Source organism: Streptococcus sp. GP0011 (assembly GCF_030546305.1).
Lineage (GTDB): Bacteria > Bacillota > Bacilli > Lactobacillales > Streptococcaceae > Streptococcus.
On record NZ_JAUONR010000002.1, the window covers coordinates 165,347 to 179,550 of the forward strand.

Below are 14,204 nucleotides of genomic sequence, written 5' to 3' on the forward strand. Positions count from 1 at the left end.
CTCCTATCTTACAAATTTTCCCAGTCGAATTCTTCAGCATCTTTGCGAAGCAATTCTTGTGCATTGCGCAATTTCTCAGTAATCTTCACAAAGATACGGAAGTCATCAAAGATGGCATCCAATTTCTTGATAACATCAAGGTCAACCAAGTCACCACTTGGGTTAAATGATTGAAGAGAGTGAGAAAGCAAGAATTCATCTGGTAGAACATTTGCCTTAATTTCAGGAGCGTTCAAAATTTGACGAAGTTGCAATTGGGCACGAGATGAACCAAGTGTACCGTATGAAGCACCAGTAATCATGATTGGTTTGTTCAAAAGTGGGTAGATACCATAAGATAGCCAAGCAAGAGCGCTCATCAAAACTGCAGGGATAGAGTGGTCGTACTCAGGGGTACCGATGATGACACCATCGGATGCTTCAATTTTAGCTGCAATTTCAAGAATGTCAGCAGGAAGTTGCTTATCTGCTGGTTTGTTGAAAACAGGGATATCCTTGATTTCAACGAGTTCAATTTCAGCTTTATCAGCAAAGTGTTTTTGCATGTATTGGAGCAATTGGCGGTTTGTAGAACGTTTAGAGTTCGTTCCAACAATGGCAATAAGTTTTAGCATGAGATTTCCTTTCTCTTTTTACATAATACAATTTTGAAGGCCTGAAGAACAAGCAAGGCGTCCTTCTTTGTCGATGAGGATGGCTTCAATACCATCTATACTTTCGACTTGCCAGAGGATAGAAGCGCTTCGCTCTCCGAAAAGGCGTGTTGTCCATATCTCACCATCAACGGATTTATCAGAGATAATCGTTAGGCTAGCGAGATCGGTTTCGACAGGGAATCCTGTCTTACTATCAAAGATATGGTGATAGTCTTTTCCATCTACTGTCAGGTGGCGTTCATAGATACCTGAAGTGACAACGGATTTGTTAGAAGCAGGAATGGTTAGGAGATGATTGCCACGAGGATTTCGCGGATCTTGAATCCCAATCTGCCAGGCTTTCCCTTCTTTGGCTTGGTTATTCCCGATGGTGAGGATATTTCCTCCGAGATTGATCAAGGCAGAGGTGACACCGTGTGCTTTTAAATACTGGGCAACCTTATCTGCACTATAGCCCTTAGCTAAACAACCTAAATCAAGCTTCATTCCTTTCTTCTCTAAAAAGACAGTAGAGCTAGTCGGATCCAACTTGATAAAATGCGGGTCAACTAGTGGCAAGACAGCTTCGATTTCTTTAGAGTCTGGAAGCCGTGCATCTGCAAATCCGATTCGCCAGGTTTGAATCAAGGGACCAATACTGATATTTAGATGGCTAGACGGAGCTAGGCTATGCTCCAGTCCAAGAGCAATCAGTTCAAACAGGTCAGGATGAACCCTAACAGGTGCGATTCCAGCCTGGTAGTTGATTTCCATCAGTTCGGATTCTTGACTGTTGGCGTTAAAGCGGTATTCGAGTTCCTTGAGCAAATCAAAGGCTCCTTGAAGTAGGCAATCAGCCTGTTCACCTACTAATGAAATCGTAATCGTTGTTCCCATTAGCCGTTCAGAACGTGAATGAAGAGGCAAGCTACCAGCTCCTTTCTCTTTATAGGAAATCATTCAATATAAGGTCGTTAAAGAAAAATTAAACCCCTTACATTTTCTTTCCATGTATCTAGCATATCATAAAGTCAGCGTTTTCACAAATGAATTTTGACAAAAAGTCAAGAAATATGCTCAAAACTAATATGAAAGCGATAGAAAAATTGGATTTATCAATGTTAAGTGTATTTTTTTCTGAAAAAAAGAGAATTCTGAGCAAATATCTTGTAAACGCTAACAGTAAATGATATACTAGAAAGGTAAATCAAAAATTAAAGGTAGGAATTTTTCTATGAGTAAAATCGTTGTAGTTGGTGCTAACCACGCTGGTACAGCTTGTATTAATACGATGTTGGACAACTTCGGACATGAGAACGAAATCGTAGTATTTGACCAAAACTCAAATATTTCATTCCTTGGTTGTGGAATGGCGCTTTGGATCGGGGAACAAATTGATGGCCCAGAAGGTCTCTTCTACTCTGATAAAGAAAAATTGGAAGCAAAAGGTGCTAAAGTTTACATGAACTCACCAGTTCTTTCAATTGACTACGATAACAAAGTTGTGACTGCAGAAGTTGAAGGTAAAGAACACAAAGAGTCTTATGATAAATTGATCTTTGCAACTGGTTCAACTCCAATCTTGCCTCCAATCGAAGGTGTTGAAATCGTTAAGGGTAACCGCGAATTCAAAGCGACTCTTGAAAATGTACAATTTGTTAAATTGTACCAAAACGCTGAAGAAGTTATTGAAAAACTTGAAGACAAGAGCAAACACCTTGAGCGCATTGCCGTTGTTGGTGGTGGTTACATCGGTGTAGAACTTGCTGAAGCTTTCGAGCGTCTTGGAAAAGAAGTAGTGCTTGTAGATATTGTAGACACTGTCTTGAACGGCTACTATGACAAAGACTTTACTCAAATGATGGCGAAGAACTTGGAAGACCACAACATTCGCTTGGCTCTTGGTCAAACAGTTAAAGCCATCCAAGGTGATGGAAAAGTTGAACGCTTGGTAACAGACAAAGAAACATTTGATGTGGATATGGTGGTTCTTGCTGTTGGCTTCCGTCCAAACACAGCTCTTGCTGACGGTAAGATTGAACTCTTCCGTAACGGTGCTTTCCTTGTAGATAAGAAACAAGAAACATCTATCCCAGGTGTATACGCTGTTGGTGACTGTGCAACTGTTTATGACAATGCTCGTAAAGATACAAGCTACATCGCTCTTGCATCTAATGCTGTACGTACTGGTATCGTTGGTGCTTATAACGCTTGTGGTCATGAATTGGAAGGAATCGGAGTTCAAGGATCAAACGGTATTTCTATCTACGGTCTTCACATGGTTTCGACTGGTTTGACTCTTGAAAAAGCCAAGGCTGCAGGCTATAATGCAACTGAAACTGGCTTTAACGATCTTCAAAAACCAGAATTTATCAAACATGACAACCACGAAGTTGCCATCAAGATTGTCTTTGACAAAGACAGCCGCGAAATCCTTGGTGCGCAAATGGTTTCACACGATTCTGCTATCAGCATGGGAATCCACATGTTCTCACTTGCTATCCAAGAGCATGTAACCATTGATAAATTGGCTTTGACAGACCTATTCTTCTTGCCACATTTCAACAAACCATACAATTACATCACAATGGCTGCACTTACAGCTGAAAAATAAAAATTGACGAGCTATCTGGCCTTAACTGAAGGTCAGATAGTTTTTTACATTACTGTACCCAGACAATCATCCTTTTTCTATCTTGTACTTCATTCTAATCTGGCTTAAAATGAAATGGTAGCTACCAATACAAATGATGAGGATTAAGAAATGACCGAAAATCGTTATGAACTAAATAAAAACTTGGCACAGATGCTCAAAGGTGGGGTTATCATGGACGTTCAGAACCCTGAACAGGCTCGTATCGCAGAGGCTGCTGGTGCGGCAGCTGTTATGGCGTTGGAGCGGATTCCAGCTGATATTCGTGCAGCTGGTGGAGTTTCCCGCATGAGTGATCCAAAGATGATTAAGGAAATCCAAGAAGCGGTCAGCATTCCAGTGATGGCCAAGGTCAGAATTGGGCATTTTGTTGAAGCTCAGATTTTAGAGGCTATTGAGATTGACTATATCGATGAGAGTGAAGTGCTGTCTCCAGCAGACGATCGTTTCCATGTAGATAAGAAGGAATTCCAAGTTCCTTTTGTCTGTGGAGCTAAGGATTTGGGTGAAGCCTTGCGTCGTATCGCTGAGGGAGCTTCCATGATTCGGACAAAAGGAGAACCGGGGACAGGTGACATCGTTCAAGCCGTTCGTCATATGCGCATGATGAATCAAGAAATACGCCGTATTCAAAATCTACGCGAAGATGAACTCTATGTCGCAGCAAAAGAACTCCAGGTTCCTGTTGAATTGGTCCAATACGTTCATGAACATGGAAAATTGCCAGTTGTAAACTTCGCAGCTGGAGGTGTGGCAACGCCAGCAGATGCTGCGCTGATGATGCAACTGGGGGCAGAGGGTGTTTTTGTTGGATCAGGTATTTTCAAGTCAGGAGATCCTGTTAAACGAGCAAGTGCTATTGTTAAGGCCGTAACCAACTACAAAAATCCTCAAATTCTAGCTCAAATCTCTGAAGATCTAGGGGAAGCCATGGTTGGTATCAATGAGAATGAAATCAAAATTCTTATGGCAGAGCGAGGAAAATAGATGAAAATCGGAATATTAGCCCTGCAGGGTGCCTTTGAAGAACATGCTAAAGTGCTAGAAAAGTTAGGTGTTGTTAGTGTTGAAATCAGAAATTTAGACGATTTTCAACAGCATCAGAGTGACTTGGTGGGTTTGATATTACCTGGCGGTGAGTCTACAACCATGGGCAAGCTCTTGCGTGACCAACAGATGTTGCTTCCCATCCGAGAAGCTATTTTATCTGGCCTTCCAGTTTTTGGTACTTGCGCAGGCTTGATTTTGCTGGCTAAGGAAATCACTTCTCAGGAAGAAAGTCATCTAGCGACTATGGACATAGTAGCTGAGCGCAATGCCTATGGGCGGCAACTAGGAAGTTTTTATACAGAGGCAGAATGTAAGGGAGTCGGTCAGATTTTCATGACCTTTATCCGTGGTCCGATTATCAGCAGTGTTGGAGAGGGTGTGGAAGTTTTAGCAACAGTTGATGATCAAATCGTTGCAGCCCAAGAAAAAAATATGCTGGTAACTTCTTTTCATCCAGAATTGACAGATGATGCTCGCTTGCACCAGTATTTTATCAATATGTGTAAAGAAAAAAGTTGAGAAAAGATTCTCAACTTTTTTACATGTAATAAACAATGGCGATGTATTGGAGTGCAGATGCCGCTAGGATAAAGAGATGCCAAATCATGTGGAAATAAGGTTTTTTCTTAGCGTAAAATCCAGCTCCAACTGTATAACAGAGTCCACCAGTTACCATAAGACTCCAGAAAATTGGCGTTGTTTGACTGATAATGGCAGGAATGATAGCCAGAACCAACCAGCCCATGATCAGGTAAAGGGCAAGGCTGAATTTCTCATTGACCTTTTTAGCAAAGATTTTATAGAGGATGCCAAAGATGGTCGTTCCCCACTGAATGGCAATAATCAGATAGCCAAACCAGTTATTCATCAAAGTCAATACGACCGGCGTATAAGAGCCTGCGATAGCCACGTAAATCATAGAATGGTCGATGATTCGCAAGACGTATTTGTGGGTCGAACCATAGGCCATAGAGTGGTAAATGGTTGACGAGAGGAACATGAGAAAGAGACTGATAACAAAGATAGAAACGCCAAAAGATGATAAAAATCCGTGTGCTTCATAACTATAGGTGGATGAAATGGGGAGTAGGATGAGCATGATAACGGCACCCACAGCATGGGTCACGCTATTAGCAATTTCCTCTCCAAAACTGAGTTTTTTACTGAGCTTTAGACTAGTATTCATTGGATTTCCTCCTCTTCTTTGATAAGGATTAAGTCTAGAGTTTGATGATAGAGTTTAACCGTTTGACAGCTGGTTTGGATAATAGGATTTTCTGGATCAATCCCATGGTTCATGTAGTCCACAAAAGCATCGTAGAGCTGGTCTGAGCTCGCTTGAGTTTGTAGAGTATTGAGGGTCTGAGCGATTTCTTGGATTGAAAAGACAGACTTGAGAGTGGTGATGGCAATCAAACGGGCAATTTGTTTGCGTTGGTATTTCTTCTTGTCTGGCTTTGTCAGGTAACCATGTTTGACATAGTTATTGACCATGGATGCTGTTAGCCCCTTGTCTTTATCAGGAGAGATAGGGGCACAGACTTGATTAACATAAAGCAAAACCTGATCCAGATAGAGGTCAATGTTCGGAATATCTTCCCATTTTGGGTAGGAAAAGTTAGAATTCATTTCCAACTCCTTTTTATCTAGTTTTTATAACTAGATTATAAAATAATAAAAAACAAAAGTCAAGTTTCAACTGCTTGTAGAAAGCTTTAAATTATGCTATGATGAGAGAAAATAGTTAGAAATGAGGGGAAAAGATGGAGATTCGTTTAGCTTTTCCAAACGAAGTTGATGCGATTATGCAGGTGATGGAGGATGCTAAAAAGTGCTTAGCTGAGTCCGGTAGCGACCAGTGGCAAAATGGCTATCCAAATGCAGATATCATTATTGATGATATCATCTCTGGTCAAGCTTATGTGGCCTTGGAAGAAGGAGAACTACTAGCCTATGCTGCTGTGACCAAGAGCCCAGAGAAAGCCTATGAAGCCATTTATGAAGGAAGTTGGCAGGGGGGAGAATCAGAATATCTGGTCTTTCACCGTATCGCTGTGGCAGCAGATGTCCAAGGACAAGGTGTTGCTCAGACTTTCCTAGAAGGCTTGATTGAAGGTTTTGATTATCTAGATTTTCGTTCAGATACACATGCAGAAAACAAGGTCATGCAGCATATCTTTGAAAAGCTAGGCTTCCAACAGGTCGGTAAGGTTCCAGTTGATGGGGAACGTTTGGCCTATCAGAAATTAAAAAAATGAAGCAGAATAAGTACGCAAAAATGCTCTACCCGTCGCCAATTGGAACCTTATCCTTAGTTGCTGACGAGCAATATCTGTATGGAATTTGGGTACAGGACCAAACTCATTTTGAGAGGGGAATCGCTGGAGATAGTATAGAAGTAGTTAAGAAACATCCTGTCCTAGACCAGGTTATTTCCTATTTAGATACTTACTTTGATGGATGTGCTCAAGATTTGTCTTCCTTACCTCTGGCTCCCATTGGAACGGATTTTGAAAAGCGGGTCTGGGCTTACTTACAGGCCATTCCTTATGGTCAAACAGTAACTTACGGACAAATAGCTCAAGACTTGCAAGTGGCTTCTGCCCAAGCGATTGGTGGAGCAGTGGGGCGCAATCCTTGGTCCATACTTGTTCCCTGTCATCGGGTGCTGGGGTCAGGCAATCGCTTGACAGGCTATGCATCTGGAGTCGAAAAGAAAGCCTGGCTCTTGCAACATGAAGGTGCAACATTTCAAGAAAATAAAAAATAGAAAGAAAAGAAGATGTTAGAATTTATCGAATACCCAAAATGTTCAACTTGTAAGAAAGCAAAAAATGAATTAGATCAACTTGGACTGGAATACCAAGATGTCCACATCGTAGAAGAAACACCAAGTGAAGACGTGATTTTAAACTGGTTGGAAACTTCCGGTTTTGAAGTGAAACAATTTTTCAATACCAGCGGGATCAAATATCGTGAACTGGGCTTGAAAGATAAGGTGGGAAGTTTGTCAAAACAAGAAGCAGCCAAGCTTCTAGCGAGTGATGGTATGTTATTGAAACGTCCAATTTTGGTGGAGAATGGTGCTGTTAAACAAATCGGCTATAGAAAACCCTATGAGGACTTAGGTTTGAGATAGTTTTTATTTATCTCCTTGATAGGTAAAATATATAGCCTCCCTGTTTTAAAGTGTGATAAACTAGAAGATAGACAAAGTCTGAGCAGCCCGTAGCAAATAATTTGCTTGCGAGCAGAAGTATGATAGAATGAATCATTATCAGGAGAGGATGTTTTTATGACTGTTACAACATTTTTAGCATCAGATTGGTACCAAAGTTTGATGCAACTCATTCCGGATGGTAAGCTCTTTAGTTTGCGTTCGGTCTTTGATGGAATTCCAAGAATTGTCCAACAACTGCCTACAACCTTGATGTTGACGCTTGGAGGTGCACTCTTTGGTTTGCTACTTGCCTTGATTTTTGCCATTGTTAAGATCAATCGTGTTAAGATTTTATATCCTTTGCAGGCCTTTTTCGTCAGCTTCTTAAAAGGTACCCCAATCCTAGTCCAACTTATGTTGACCTACTACGGAATTCCTTTGGCACTGAAAGCTATCAACCAACAATGGGGAACTGGTCTCAATATCAATGCGATTCCAGCAGCGCTTTTTGCGATTGTGGCCTTTGCTTTTAATGAGGCGGCTTATGCAAGTGAAACGATTCGTGCGGCCATCCTTTCTGTTAATCCAGGTGAAATTGAGGCGGCACGCAGTTTGGGCATGACACGAGCACAAGTTTATCGTCGTGTGATTATTCCAAATGCAGCGGTGGTAGCGACACCGACTTTGATTAACTCCCTTATCGGTTTGACTAAGGGAACTTCTCTAGCCTTTAGTGCGGGGGTTGTGGAAGTCTTTGCTCAGGCTCAAATTTTGGGTGGAGCCGATTATCGCTATTTTGAACGTTTCATCTCCGTTGCCCTTGTTTATTGGGTAGTCAATATCGGAATTGAAAGCCTCGGCCGTTTCATCGAGAGAAAAATGGCTATTTCTGCACCTGATACAGTATCTACAGATGTGAAAGGGGACCTTCGTTAATGATTAAGATTTCGAATTTAAGCAAATCCTTTTCAGGACAGACTGTCTTGGATCATCTGGACCTGGATATTCAAAAGGGAGAAGTAGTGGCTTTGATTGGTTCATCTGGAGCTGGGAAATCAACCTTTCTTCGTAGTTTGAACTACCTTGAAACTCCAGATAGTGGAACGATTCAGATTGACAATTTTAAAGTTGATTTTTCTAAGATTAGCCAAGAAGAGATTCTAACCCTTCGTCGCAAGTTGTCTATGGTTTTCCAACAGTTTAATTTGTTTGAACGCCGAACAGCTCTTGACAATGTCAAGGAAGGTTTGGTTGTCGTTAAGAAATTATCGAACGATGAAGCAACAAAAATCGCTAAGGAAGAGTTGGCCAAGGTTGGTCTTTCTGACCGTGAAAACCATTATCCTCGCCACTTATCAGGTGGACAAAAGCAACGGGTTGCCCTTGCGCGTGCGCTTGCTATGAAACCAGATGTCTTGCTCTTGGACGAACCAACATCAGCTCTTGATCCAGAATTGGTCGGAGAAGTGGAAAAGTCTATTGCAGATGCCGCTAAGTCTGGTCAGACCATGATCTTGGTTAGTCACGATATGTCTTTTGTAGCCCAAGTGGCAGATAAGATTTTGTTCTTAGATAAAGGGAAAATCATCGAGTCAGGCACACCGGATGAAATCATCAATCATCCGAAAGAAGAACGAACAAAAGAATTCTTTGCTAGTTACAAACGGACTTATATTTGATATAATAGAAAAAGGAAAACTCAGTTAGTTGGACTAGCTGAGTTTACTCTTTAAAAAAGATAGAAACGAGAGAGATCATGCTACTGCATTTATTTTCTTTGTATTTCGAGAGTTTGATCTTAACGGCCATCCTTGTCGTGATTTTTCTGGGGATTTGGATTGGGTTGAGAGCCATGTCTGGTGTGGACAAGACAGCCAAAGCTCGCCAAGCTCATCTCTATGATATGATTATGATTGGAGTTTTGGTCGTTCCGGTGTTATCCTTTGCCGTCATGAGTTTGCTCTTGGTTTTCAAGGCATAATCCTTGCGTGACTAGCAAGAATGAGTTAGAATAAAGATAGTTACAACAAGAAAGAAGGAATTGAAATGTACGATACGATTATTGTCGGTGCTGGACCTGCGGGAATGACCGCTGCCTTATATGCTGCTCGAAGCAATCTGAAAGTGGCTTTGATTGAAGGTGGTCTGCCAGGCGGGCAAATGAATAACACATCTGATATTGAAAACTATCCAGGTTATGCTAATATCAGTGGACCTGAATTGGCTGAAAAGATGTTTGAACCACTTGAAAACCTTGGAGTGGAGCATCTTTATGGTTACGTTGAAAATATTGAAGACCAGGGTGACTTTAAGAAGGTAATCACTGATGATCAAGTTTACGAAACCCGTACTGTCATTGTAGCAACTGGTTCTAAACACCGTCTTTTGGGAGTTCCCGGAGAAGAAGAACTGAACAGTCGAGGTGTTTCTTACTGTGCGGTCTGTGATGGAGCTTTCTTCCGTGATCAAGACTTGCTCGTAGTTGGTGGTGGAGATTCAGCGGTAGAAGAAGCCCTCTTCTTGACACGCTTTGCCAAGACTGTCACTATTGTTCACCGTCGCGATGAACTTCGTGCCCAAAAGGTTTTGCAAGACCGTGCCTTTGCAAATGAAAAAGTCAACTTTATCTGGGACTCTGTAGTTAAGGAAATTAAAGGTGAAAATCGAGTAGAATCTGTCGTATTTGAAAATGTGAAAACAGGTCAAGTAACAGAGCAAGCCTTCGGAGGTGTCTTTATCTATGTCGGTTTGGATCCTGTTAGCGATTTTGTTAAAGAATTGAACATTCAAGACCAGGCAGGCTGGATCCTAACAGACAATAACATGAAAACTAGCGTTGATGGTATATTTGCGGTTGGAGATGTTCGCCAAAAAGATCTTCGCCAAGTAACAACAGCAGTTGGAGATGGGGCTATCGCTGGTCAAGAAGCCTATAAATTTATCACAGAACATAGTTAAGCAAAAAGTTTCCAATCACTTGATTGGAAACTTTTTTATAGTCTGTTTCGGAAAACTTCGTACATGAGAATGGCTGCTGCAACACTGGCATTGAGGCTTTGAACATGACCGTTCATCGGAATGGTTATCATTTCATCAACCTGTTTTTTGATGTTGCTGGAGATGCCTTTTCCTTCATTTCCGATGATGAGGGCGATTTTCCCTTTTGTATTCCACTTGTGGCAAGGAGTACCGTTCATATCCGTTCCAAAGGTCCAGAAGCCTTCAGCCTTGAGTTTGTCTAGGGTTTGACTGAGGTTGGTAACTCGCGCAATCGGTACATGCTCAATAGCACCTGTGGCCGTTTTGGCAACGACAGGAGTCACTCCGACAGCACGGTGCTTGGGAATGATGACACCTGAAACATTGGTCGCATCAGCAGTCCTTAAGATAGAGCCTAAGTTGTGAGGGTCAGTTAGACCATCCAGAATCAACAGAAGTGGATTTTCTTCTTGGCGTGTTTTTGCAAGGATGTGATCCAGCTCGCTATAGGCAAATTCGGACACTCGTAGAACAAAACCTTGGTGGACAGCGCCTTCGGTCATTTCAGACAGGGATTTTTTTGAGATCCAAGAGATGGAGACCTTTTTCTCAGCAGCCAGTTCCTTGACTTTCTCAACATTCTTACCTCGGAGATCATCTTGGAGGTAGAGTTTATTTCCAGTGTTTGCAAGGAGGGCTTCTGTAACGGCGTGGACGCCATAGACAATATCATTTGTTTTCATGCCTCTATTATAACACAAAACCCCGTCTTGCAACGGGATTTTCTTTATTCCAGAATCAGTAAACCATCTTTAACAGCAAATGGATCTTTTTCATTGATACGATCGTAAAACATGATTCCGTTTAGATGATCAATTTCATGTTGGACAACGATAGAGTTGTAACCTTTGAGCTTGATACGGTGTTTTTCGCCGTCCTTGTCAAAGTAATCAACAGTGACGCGGGCATGGCGAATAACATAGCCAGGTACGTTTCGGTCAACAGAAAGGCAACCTTCTCCTTCGCCAAGAGCAGCATCTTGAACAGAGTGAGAGACGATTTTTGGATTGTACATAACAGCTTGCAAGTCGTAGGCTTCCTGTGGAGTTTCACCTTCTTCCACAATATTTGGGACCAAGACGGCAATAATGCGTTTTGAGATATCCAGCTGGGGAGCGGCCAATCCAACTCCACCGCGGAGCCCCATCTTTTCAGCCATAACAGGATCTTGGGAATGTTTGAGGAATTGCATCATCTTTTCGCCAAGGATGATTTCCTGGTCAGACAGTGGGAAAGTGACTTCCTCAGCAACTGCGCGAAGAGTTGGATTCCCCTCGCGGATAATATCGTTCATATCAATTAAGTGAGCAGCTTTTGTAATACGTTCTATTGCAGACATTTTCTCTCCTTTCATTACCTCTACATGATAACACAAAATAGGCGAGAAAGAAAGTCGCAGAAGTTCCTAAAAAATAATATAATAAACGGTATTCCTCTTTTGTCTGTGGTATAATAAAAGAAAAGACTTGCACCAAAAAGCAAGGGGGGAATAAAGATGGAAAAGCGACAAGATAGACGGTCTCAGGACTCTCTTTATGGGGTGTGGAGAACTAGTGTGGATTTCTTTCGGAATTATAAATCCTGGACCAATGCCCAGTTTATTATTGTGTTATTGCTTGCAGTTGCCTTATCCATGGGGGGAAACTTATTAGTTCGAGCAGTACAAGGTAGTAAGGGAACGAGTCCTAGTAATCAAACTCTTGATTCTGCAAGTACTTCCAGTCAATCCAAGGAAAATCAGTCTGGTGAAACGACGGCACGTATCATGGCAAATGGTGACCTTCTCTACCATATCCCCATCTACCGAACAGCTCTTAAAGAAGATGGAACCTATGATTTCCATGAAAATTTTGAGTATGTAAAACCTTGGCTCAAGCAAGCTGATTTAGTAATTGGTGACTTTGAAGGAACGGTGAACAAGGACCACTATTTGGCAGGTTATCCTCTCTTTAATGCACCAGGGGAAGTCATGGATGCAATCAAGGATGCAGGCTACCAAGTTCTAGACTTGGCTCATAATCACATTTTGGATTCTCAAATTGAGGGAGTGGTTTCAACAGCTCAAGCTATTGAAAAGGCAGGAATGACACCCATCGGAGTCTACACACATGAATCCCGTGACCAAGCCCCTATAGTCATCAAGGAAGTCAATGGTATCAAGGTAGCTCTCCTGGCCTATTCCTACGGTTTTAATGGCATTGAGCAGTATATCTCTCAAGAGGACTATAATCGCTATCTTTCTGATTTGAATGAAGATAAGATGAAGGCAGAAATCGAGCGTGCTGAGAAGGAGGCGGATATTACTGTCATCATGCCTCAGATGGGAATTGAGTACCAGCTAGAACCAACGGAAGAACAGAAAACACTGTACCACAAGATGATTGACTGGGGAGCTGATATTATCTTTGGAGGGCATCCTCACGTCGTTGAACCTGCTGAAACAGTTGAAAAAGATGGTGACAAAAAACTGATCATCTACTCCATGGGAAATTTCCTCTCAAACCAGCGCATTGAAACCATGCAAGATGAGGAAAATGCCAAGTGGACGGAGCGCGGTGTTCTCATGGATGTGACCATTAAGAAAAAAGATGGCAAGACTAGGATTGAAACGGCCAAAGCGCATCCTACTTGGGTCAATCGAACACCCAAAGGGACTTACTCTCCAGAAGGTTATCCGCTCTTCCTCTATCAGACCTATATCCTAGAGGACTTCATCGAGGGAGGCAGTCACCGTGACAAGTTGGACGAGGCGACCAAGGAACGAATTGACACGGCCTATAAAGAAATGAATGAACATGTAGGGTTGAAGTGGTAGGTACTCGCCCTAAAGGAGATATGATGACGATTAAATTAATTGCAACAGACATGGATGGAACCTTGCTAGACCCGAGGGGGCAGCTAGATCTGCCCCGCTTGGAAAGGATTTTAGATCAGCTGGATCAAAGGAATATCCGTTTTGTCATTGCGACCGGGAATGAAGTTCACCGTATGAGGCAATTACTAGAACACTTGGCGAGTAGAGTGATCTTGGTTGTTGCTAACGGTGCTCGGATATTTGAGTATGATACATTACTTCAGGCCCAGACTTGGGATGATGCTATGGTTGACAAGGCTCTCCTTCATTTTAAAGGGAGAGAGTGTCGAGATCAGTTCGTCGTCACTTGTATGAACGGGAGTTTTGTCAAGGAAGGAACGGTTTTTACAGACCTGGAAAAATTTATGACTCCAGAGATGATTGAAAAACTTTACCAAAGGACCAATTTTGTGGATGAGCTAAACTCAGACCTCTTTGGAGGAGTTCTAAAGATGAGCATGGTCGTTGGTGAAGAACGTTCTAGTTCAGTTTTGCAGGAAATCAATGACCTCTTTGATGGTCATGTAAGGGCTGTTTCTAGCGGTTATGGTTGTATTGATATCCTGCAGGATGGTGTTCACAAGGCTTGGGGATTGGAAGAATTACTCAAGCGCTGGAATTTAAAATCGGAACAGATCATGGCTTTTGGTGATAGCGAAAATGATGTTGAAATGTTGGAGATGGCTGGAATTGCCTATGCTATGGAAAATGCTGACGATGAGGCCAAGGCAGTTGCGACTGCCCTAGCTCCAGCTAACAGCCAAGGGGGCGTTTATCAGGTCCTAGAAAATTGGTTAGAGAAAGAGGGATAAG

18 protein-coding genes are annotated in these 14,204 nt (G+C 42.1%); 12 read left to right on the forward strand and 6 right to left on the reverse strand.

The window, feature by feature from the left end; all coding sequences use genetic code 11:
* Positions 1-8 precede the first annotated feature (8 nt).
* Both Q4443_RS03100 and Q4443_RS03105 read right to left on the reverse strand, forming a co-directional pair.
* Entirely contained in the window at positions 9-614 is a 606-nt protein-coding gene (locus tag Q4443_RS03100; RefSeq protein ID WP_000915932.1) for an NADPH-dependent FMN reductase, read from the reverse strand.
* An 18-nt stretch (positions 615-632) separates the two neighbouring features.
* Positions 633-1,562, reverse strand: a complete 930-nt coding sequence (locus tag Q4443_RS03105) for an FAD:protein FMN transferase (RefSeq protein WP_049478343.1) — start codon at positions 1,560-1,562, stop codon at positions 633-635.
* Between the two features lie 307 nt (positions 1,563-1,869).
* On the opposite strand from Q4443_RS03105, the gene nox reads away from it, so the two are divergent.
* The 3 genes from nox to pdxT all read left to right on the forward strand — a co-directional run bounded on the left by nox (position 1,870) and on the right by pdxT (position 4,857).
* Positions 1,870-3,249, forward strand: a complete 1,380-nt coding sequence (nox, locus tag Q4443_RS03110; RefSeq protein ID WP_000036762.1) for a H2O-forming NADH oxidase — start codon at positions 1,870-1,872, stop codon at positions 3,247-3,249.
* 150 nt (positions 3,250-3,399) lie between these two features.
* The gene (gene pdxS, locus Q4443_RS03115; protein WP_000138527.1) at positions 3,400-4,275 is read left to right on the forward strand and encodes a pyridoxal 5'-phosphate synthase lyase subunit PdxS; all 876 of its coding nucleotides are present in this window, start codon (positions 3,400-3,402) and stop codon (positions 4,273-4,275) included.
* Positions 4,276-4,857 (forward strand): pyridoxal 5'-phosphate synthase glutaminase subunit PdxT, encoded by a 582-nt coding sequence (gene pdxT, locus Q4443_RS03120; RefSeq protein WP_000689966.1) that lies wholly within the window; start codon positions 4,276-4,278, stop codon positions 4,855-4,857.
* 19 nt (positions 4,858-4,876) lie between these two features.
* On the opposite strand, the gene Q4443_RS03125 is transcribed toward pdxT, so the two are convergent.
* Both Q4443_RS03125 and Q4443_RS03130 read right to left on the reverse strand, forming a co-directional pair.
* The gene (locus Q4443_RS03125) at positions 4,877-5,524 is read right to left on the reverse strand and encodes a hemolysin III family protein (RefSeq protein WP_001097972.1); all 648 of its coding nucleotides are present in this window, start codon (positions 5,522-5,524) and stop codon (positions 4,877-4,879) included.
* Positions 5,521-5,967 carry a DUF1836 domain-containing protein gene (locus Q4443_RS03130; protein ID WP_001087578.1) on the reverse strand — a complete coding sequence of 149 codons (447 nt, stop codon included), beginning with the start codon at positions 5,965-5,967 and terminating at the stop codon, positions 5,521-5,523. The genes Q4443_RS03125 and Q4443_RS03130 overlap by 4 nt, the downstream gene beginning before the upstream one ends.
* A 134-nt stretch (positions 5,968-6,101) precedes the next feature.
* Here Q4443_RS03130 and Q4443_RS03135 point away from each other — a divergent pair, with 134 nt between their 5' ends.
* From Q4443_RS03135 to trxB, 7 genes are all read left to right on the forward strand, one after another.
* The gene (locus tag Q4443_RS03135) at positions 6,102-6,596 is read left to right on the forward strand and encodes a GNAT family N-acetyltransferase (protein ID WP_049518975.1); all 495 of its coding nucleotides are present in this window, start codon (positions 6,102-6,104) and stop codon (positions 6,594-6,596) included.
* Positions 6,593-7,108 carry a methylated-DNA--[protein]-cysteine S-methyltransferase gene (locus Q4443_RS03140; protein ID WP_049518976.1) on the forward strand — a complete coding sequence of 172 codons (516 nt, stop codon included), beginning with the start codon at positions 6,593-6,595 and terminating at the stop codon, positions 7,106-7,108. The genes Q4443_RS03135 and Q4443_RS03140 overlap by 4 nt, the downstream gene beginning before the upstream one ends.
* Before the next feature lie 12 nt (positions 7,109-7,120).
* Complete coding sequence (locus tag Q4443_RS03145) at positions 7,121-7,477, forward strand: arsenate reductase family protein (RefSeq protein WP_038805006.1); 357 nt, start codon at positions 7,121-7,123, stop codon at positions 7,475-7,477.
* Between the two features lie 156 nt (positions 7,478-7,633).
* Positions 7,634-8,434, forward strand: a complete 801-nt coding sequence (locus Q4443_RS03150; RefSeq protein WP_000219166.1) for an amino acid ABC transporter permease — start codon at positions 7,634-7,636, stop codon at positions 8,432-8,434.
* On the forward strand, positions 8,434-9,177 hold the full coding sequence (locus Q4443_RS03155; RefSeq protein ID WP_049479749.1) for an amino acid ABC transporter ATP-binding protein: 744 nt from the start codon (positions 8,434-8,436) through the stop codon (positions 9,175-9,177). Before Q4443_RS03150 ends, Q4443_RS03155 begins: the two co-directional genes overlap by 1 nt.
* A 77-nt stretch (positions 9,178-9,254) precedes the next feature.
* Positions 9,255-9,479, forward strand: a complete 225-nt coding sequence (locus Q4443_RS03160; protein ID WP_042767743.1) for a DUF4059 family protein — start codon at positions 9,255-9,257, stop codon at positions 9,477-9,479.
* A gap of 65 nt (positions 9,480-9,544) precedes the next feature.
* The gene (gene trxB / locus Q4443_RS03165; RefSeq protein WP_049479748.1) at positions 9,545-10,456 is read left to right on the forward strand and encodes a thioredoxin-disulfide reductase; all 912 of its coding nucleotides are present in this window, start codon (positions 9,545-9,547) and stop codon (positions 10,454-10,456) included.
* Positions 10,457-10,491: 35 nt separating this feature from the next.
* On the opposite strand, the gene rlmB is transcribed toward trxB, so the two are convergent.
* Positions 10,492-11,220 carry a 23S rRNA (guanosine(2251)-2'-O)-methyltransferase RlmB gene (gene rlmB, locus Q4443_RS03170; protein WP_000855724.1) on the reverse strand — a complete coding sequence of 243 codons (729 nt, stop codon included), beginning with the start codon at positions 11,218-11,220 and terminating at the stop codon, positions 10,492-10,494.
* Between the two features lie 44 nt (positions 11,221-11,264).
* Positions 11,265-11,876 carry a peptide deformylase gene (gene def / locus Q4443_RS03175; protein ID WP_001272958.1) on the reverse strand — a complete coding sequence of 204 codons (612 nt, stop codon included), beginning with the start codon at positions 11,874-11,876 and terminating at the stop codon, positions 11,265-11,267.
* Positions 11,877-12,032: 156 nt separating this feature from the next.
* Here def and Q4443_RS03180 point away from each other — a divergent pair, with 156 nt between their 5' ends.
* A complete protein-coding gene (locus Q4443_RS03180) occupies positions 12,033-13,352 on the forward strand; it encodes a CapA family protein (RefSeq protein ID WP_080978798.1) in 1,320 nt (439 codons plus the stop codon).
* Positions 13,353-13,375: 23 nt separating this feature from the next.
* The gene (locus Q4443_RS03185; protein WP_000152919.1) at positions 13,376-14,203 is read left to right on the forward strand and encodes a Cof-type HAD-IIB family hydrolase; all 828 of its coding nucleotides are present in this window, start codon (positions 13,376-13,378) and stop codon (positions 14,201-14,203) included.
* Position 14,204: the final 1 nt, after the last annotated feature.

Excerpts from the sequence above, each read along its gene's own strand:
- Q4443_RS03100 (WP_000915932.1), bottom strand. The coding sequence starts at position 614 with ATGCTAAAACTTATTGCCATTGTTGGAACGAACTCTAAACGTTCTACA.
- nox (WP_000036762.1), top strand. The coding sequence starts at position 1,870 with ATGAGTAAAATCGTTGTAGTTGGTGCTAACCACGCTGGTACAGCTTGT.
- pdxS (WP_000138527.1), top strand. The coding sequence starts at position 3,400 with ATGACCGAAAATCGTTATGAACTAAATAAAAACTTGGCACAGATGCTC.
- pdxT (WP_000689966.1), top strand. The coding sequence starts at position 4,276 with ATGAAAATCGGAATATTAGCCCTGCAGGGTGCCTTTGAAGAACATGCT.
- Q4443_RS03125 (WP_001097972.1), bottom strand. The coding sequence starts at position 5,524 with ATGAATACTAGTCTAAAGCTCAGTAAAAAACTCAGTTTTGGAGAGGAA.
- Q4443_RS03130 (WP_001087578.1), bottom strand. The coding sequence starts at position 5,967 with ATGAATTCTAACTTTTCCTACCCAAAATGGGAAGATATTCCGAACATT.
- Q4443_RS03135 (WP_049518975.1), top strand. The coding sequence starts at position 6,102 with ATGGAGATTCGTTTAGCTTTTCCAAACGAAGTTGATGCGATTATGCAG.
- Q4443_RS03140 (WP_049518976.1), top strand. The coding sequence starts at position 6,593 with ATGAAGCAGAATAAGTACGCAAAAATGCTCTACCCGTCGCCAATTGGA.
- Q4443_RS03145 (WP_038805006.1), top strand. The coding sequence starts at position 7,121 with ATGTTAGAATTTATCGAATACCCAAAATGTTCAACTTGTAAGAAAGCA.
- Q4443_RS03150 (WP_000219166.1), top strand. The coding sequence starts at position 7,634 with ATGACTGTTACAACATTTTTAGCATCAGATTGGTACCAAAGTTTGATG.
- Q4443_RS03155 (WP_049479749.1), top strand. The coding sequence starts at position 8,434 with ATGATTAAGATTTCGAATTTAAGCAAATCCTTTTCAGGACAGACTGTC.
- Q4443_RS03160 (WP_042767743.1), top strand. The coding sequence starts at position 9,255 with ATGCTACTGCATTTATTTTCTTTGTATTTCGAGAGTTTGATCTTAACG.
- trxB (WP_049479748.1), top strand. The coding sequence starts at position 9,545 with ATGTACGATACGATTATTGTCGGTGCTGGACCTGCGGGAATGACCGCT.
- rlmB (WP_000855724.1), bottom strand. The coding sequence starts at position 11,220 with ATGAAAACAAATGATATTGTCTATGGCGTCCACGCCGTTACAGAAGCC.
- def (WP_001272958.1), bottom strand. The coding sequence starts at position 11,876 with ATGTCTGCAATAGAACGTATTACAAAAGCTGCTCACTTAATTGATATG.
- Q4443_RS03180 (WP_080978798.1), top strand. The coding sequence starts at position 12,033 with ATGGAAAAGCGACAAGATAGACGGTCTCAGGACTCTCTTTATGGGGTG.
- Q4443_RS03185 (WP_000152919.1), top strand. The coding sequence starts at position 13,376 with ATGACGATTAAATTAATTGCAACAGACATGGATGGAACCTTGCTAGAC.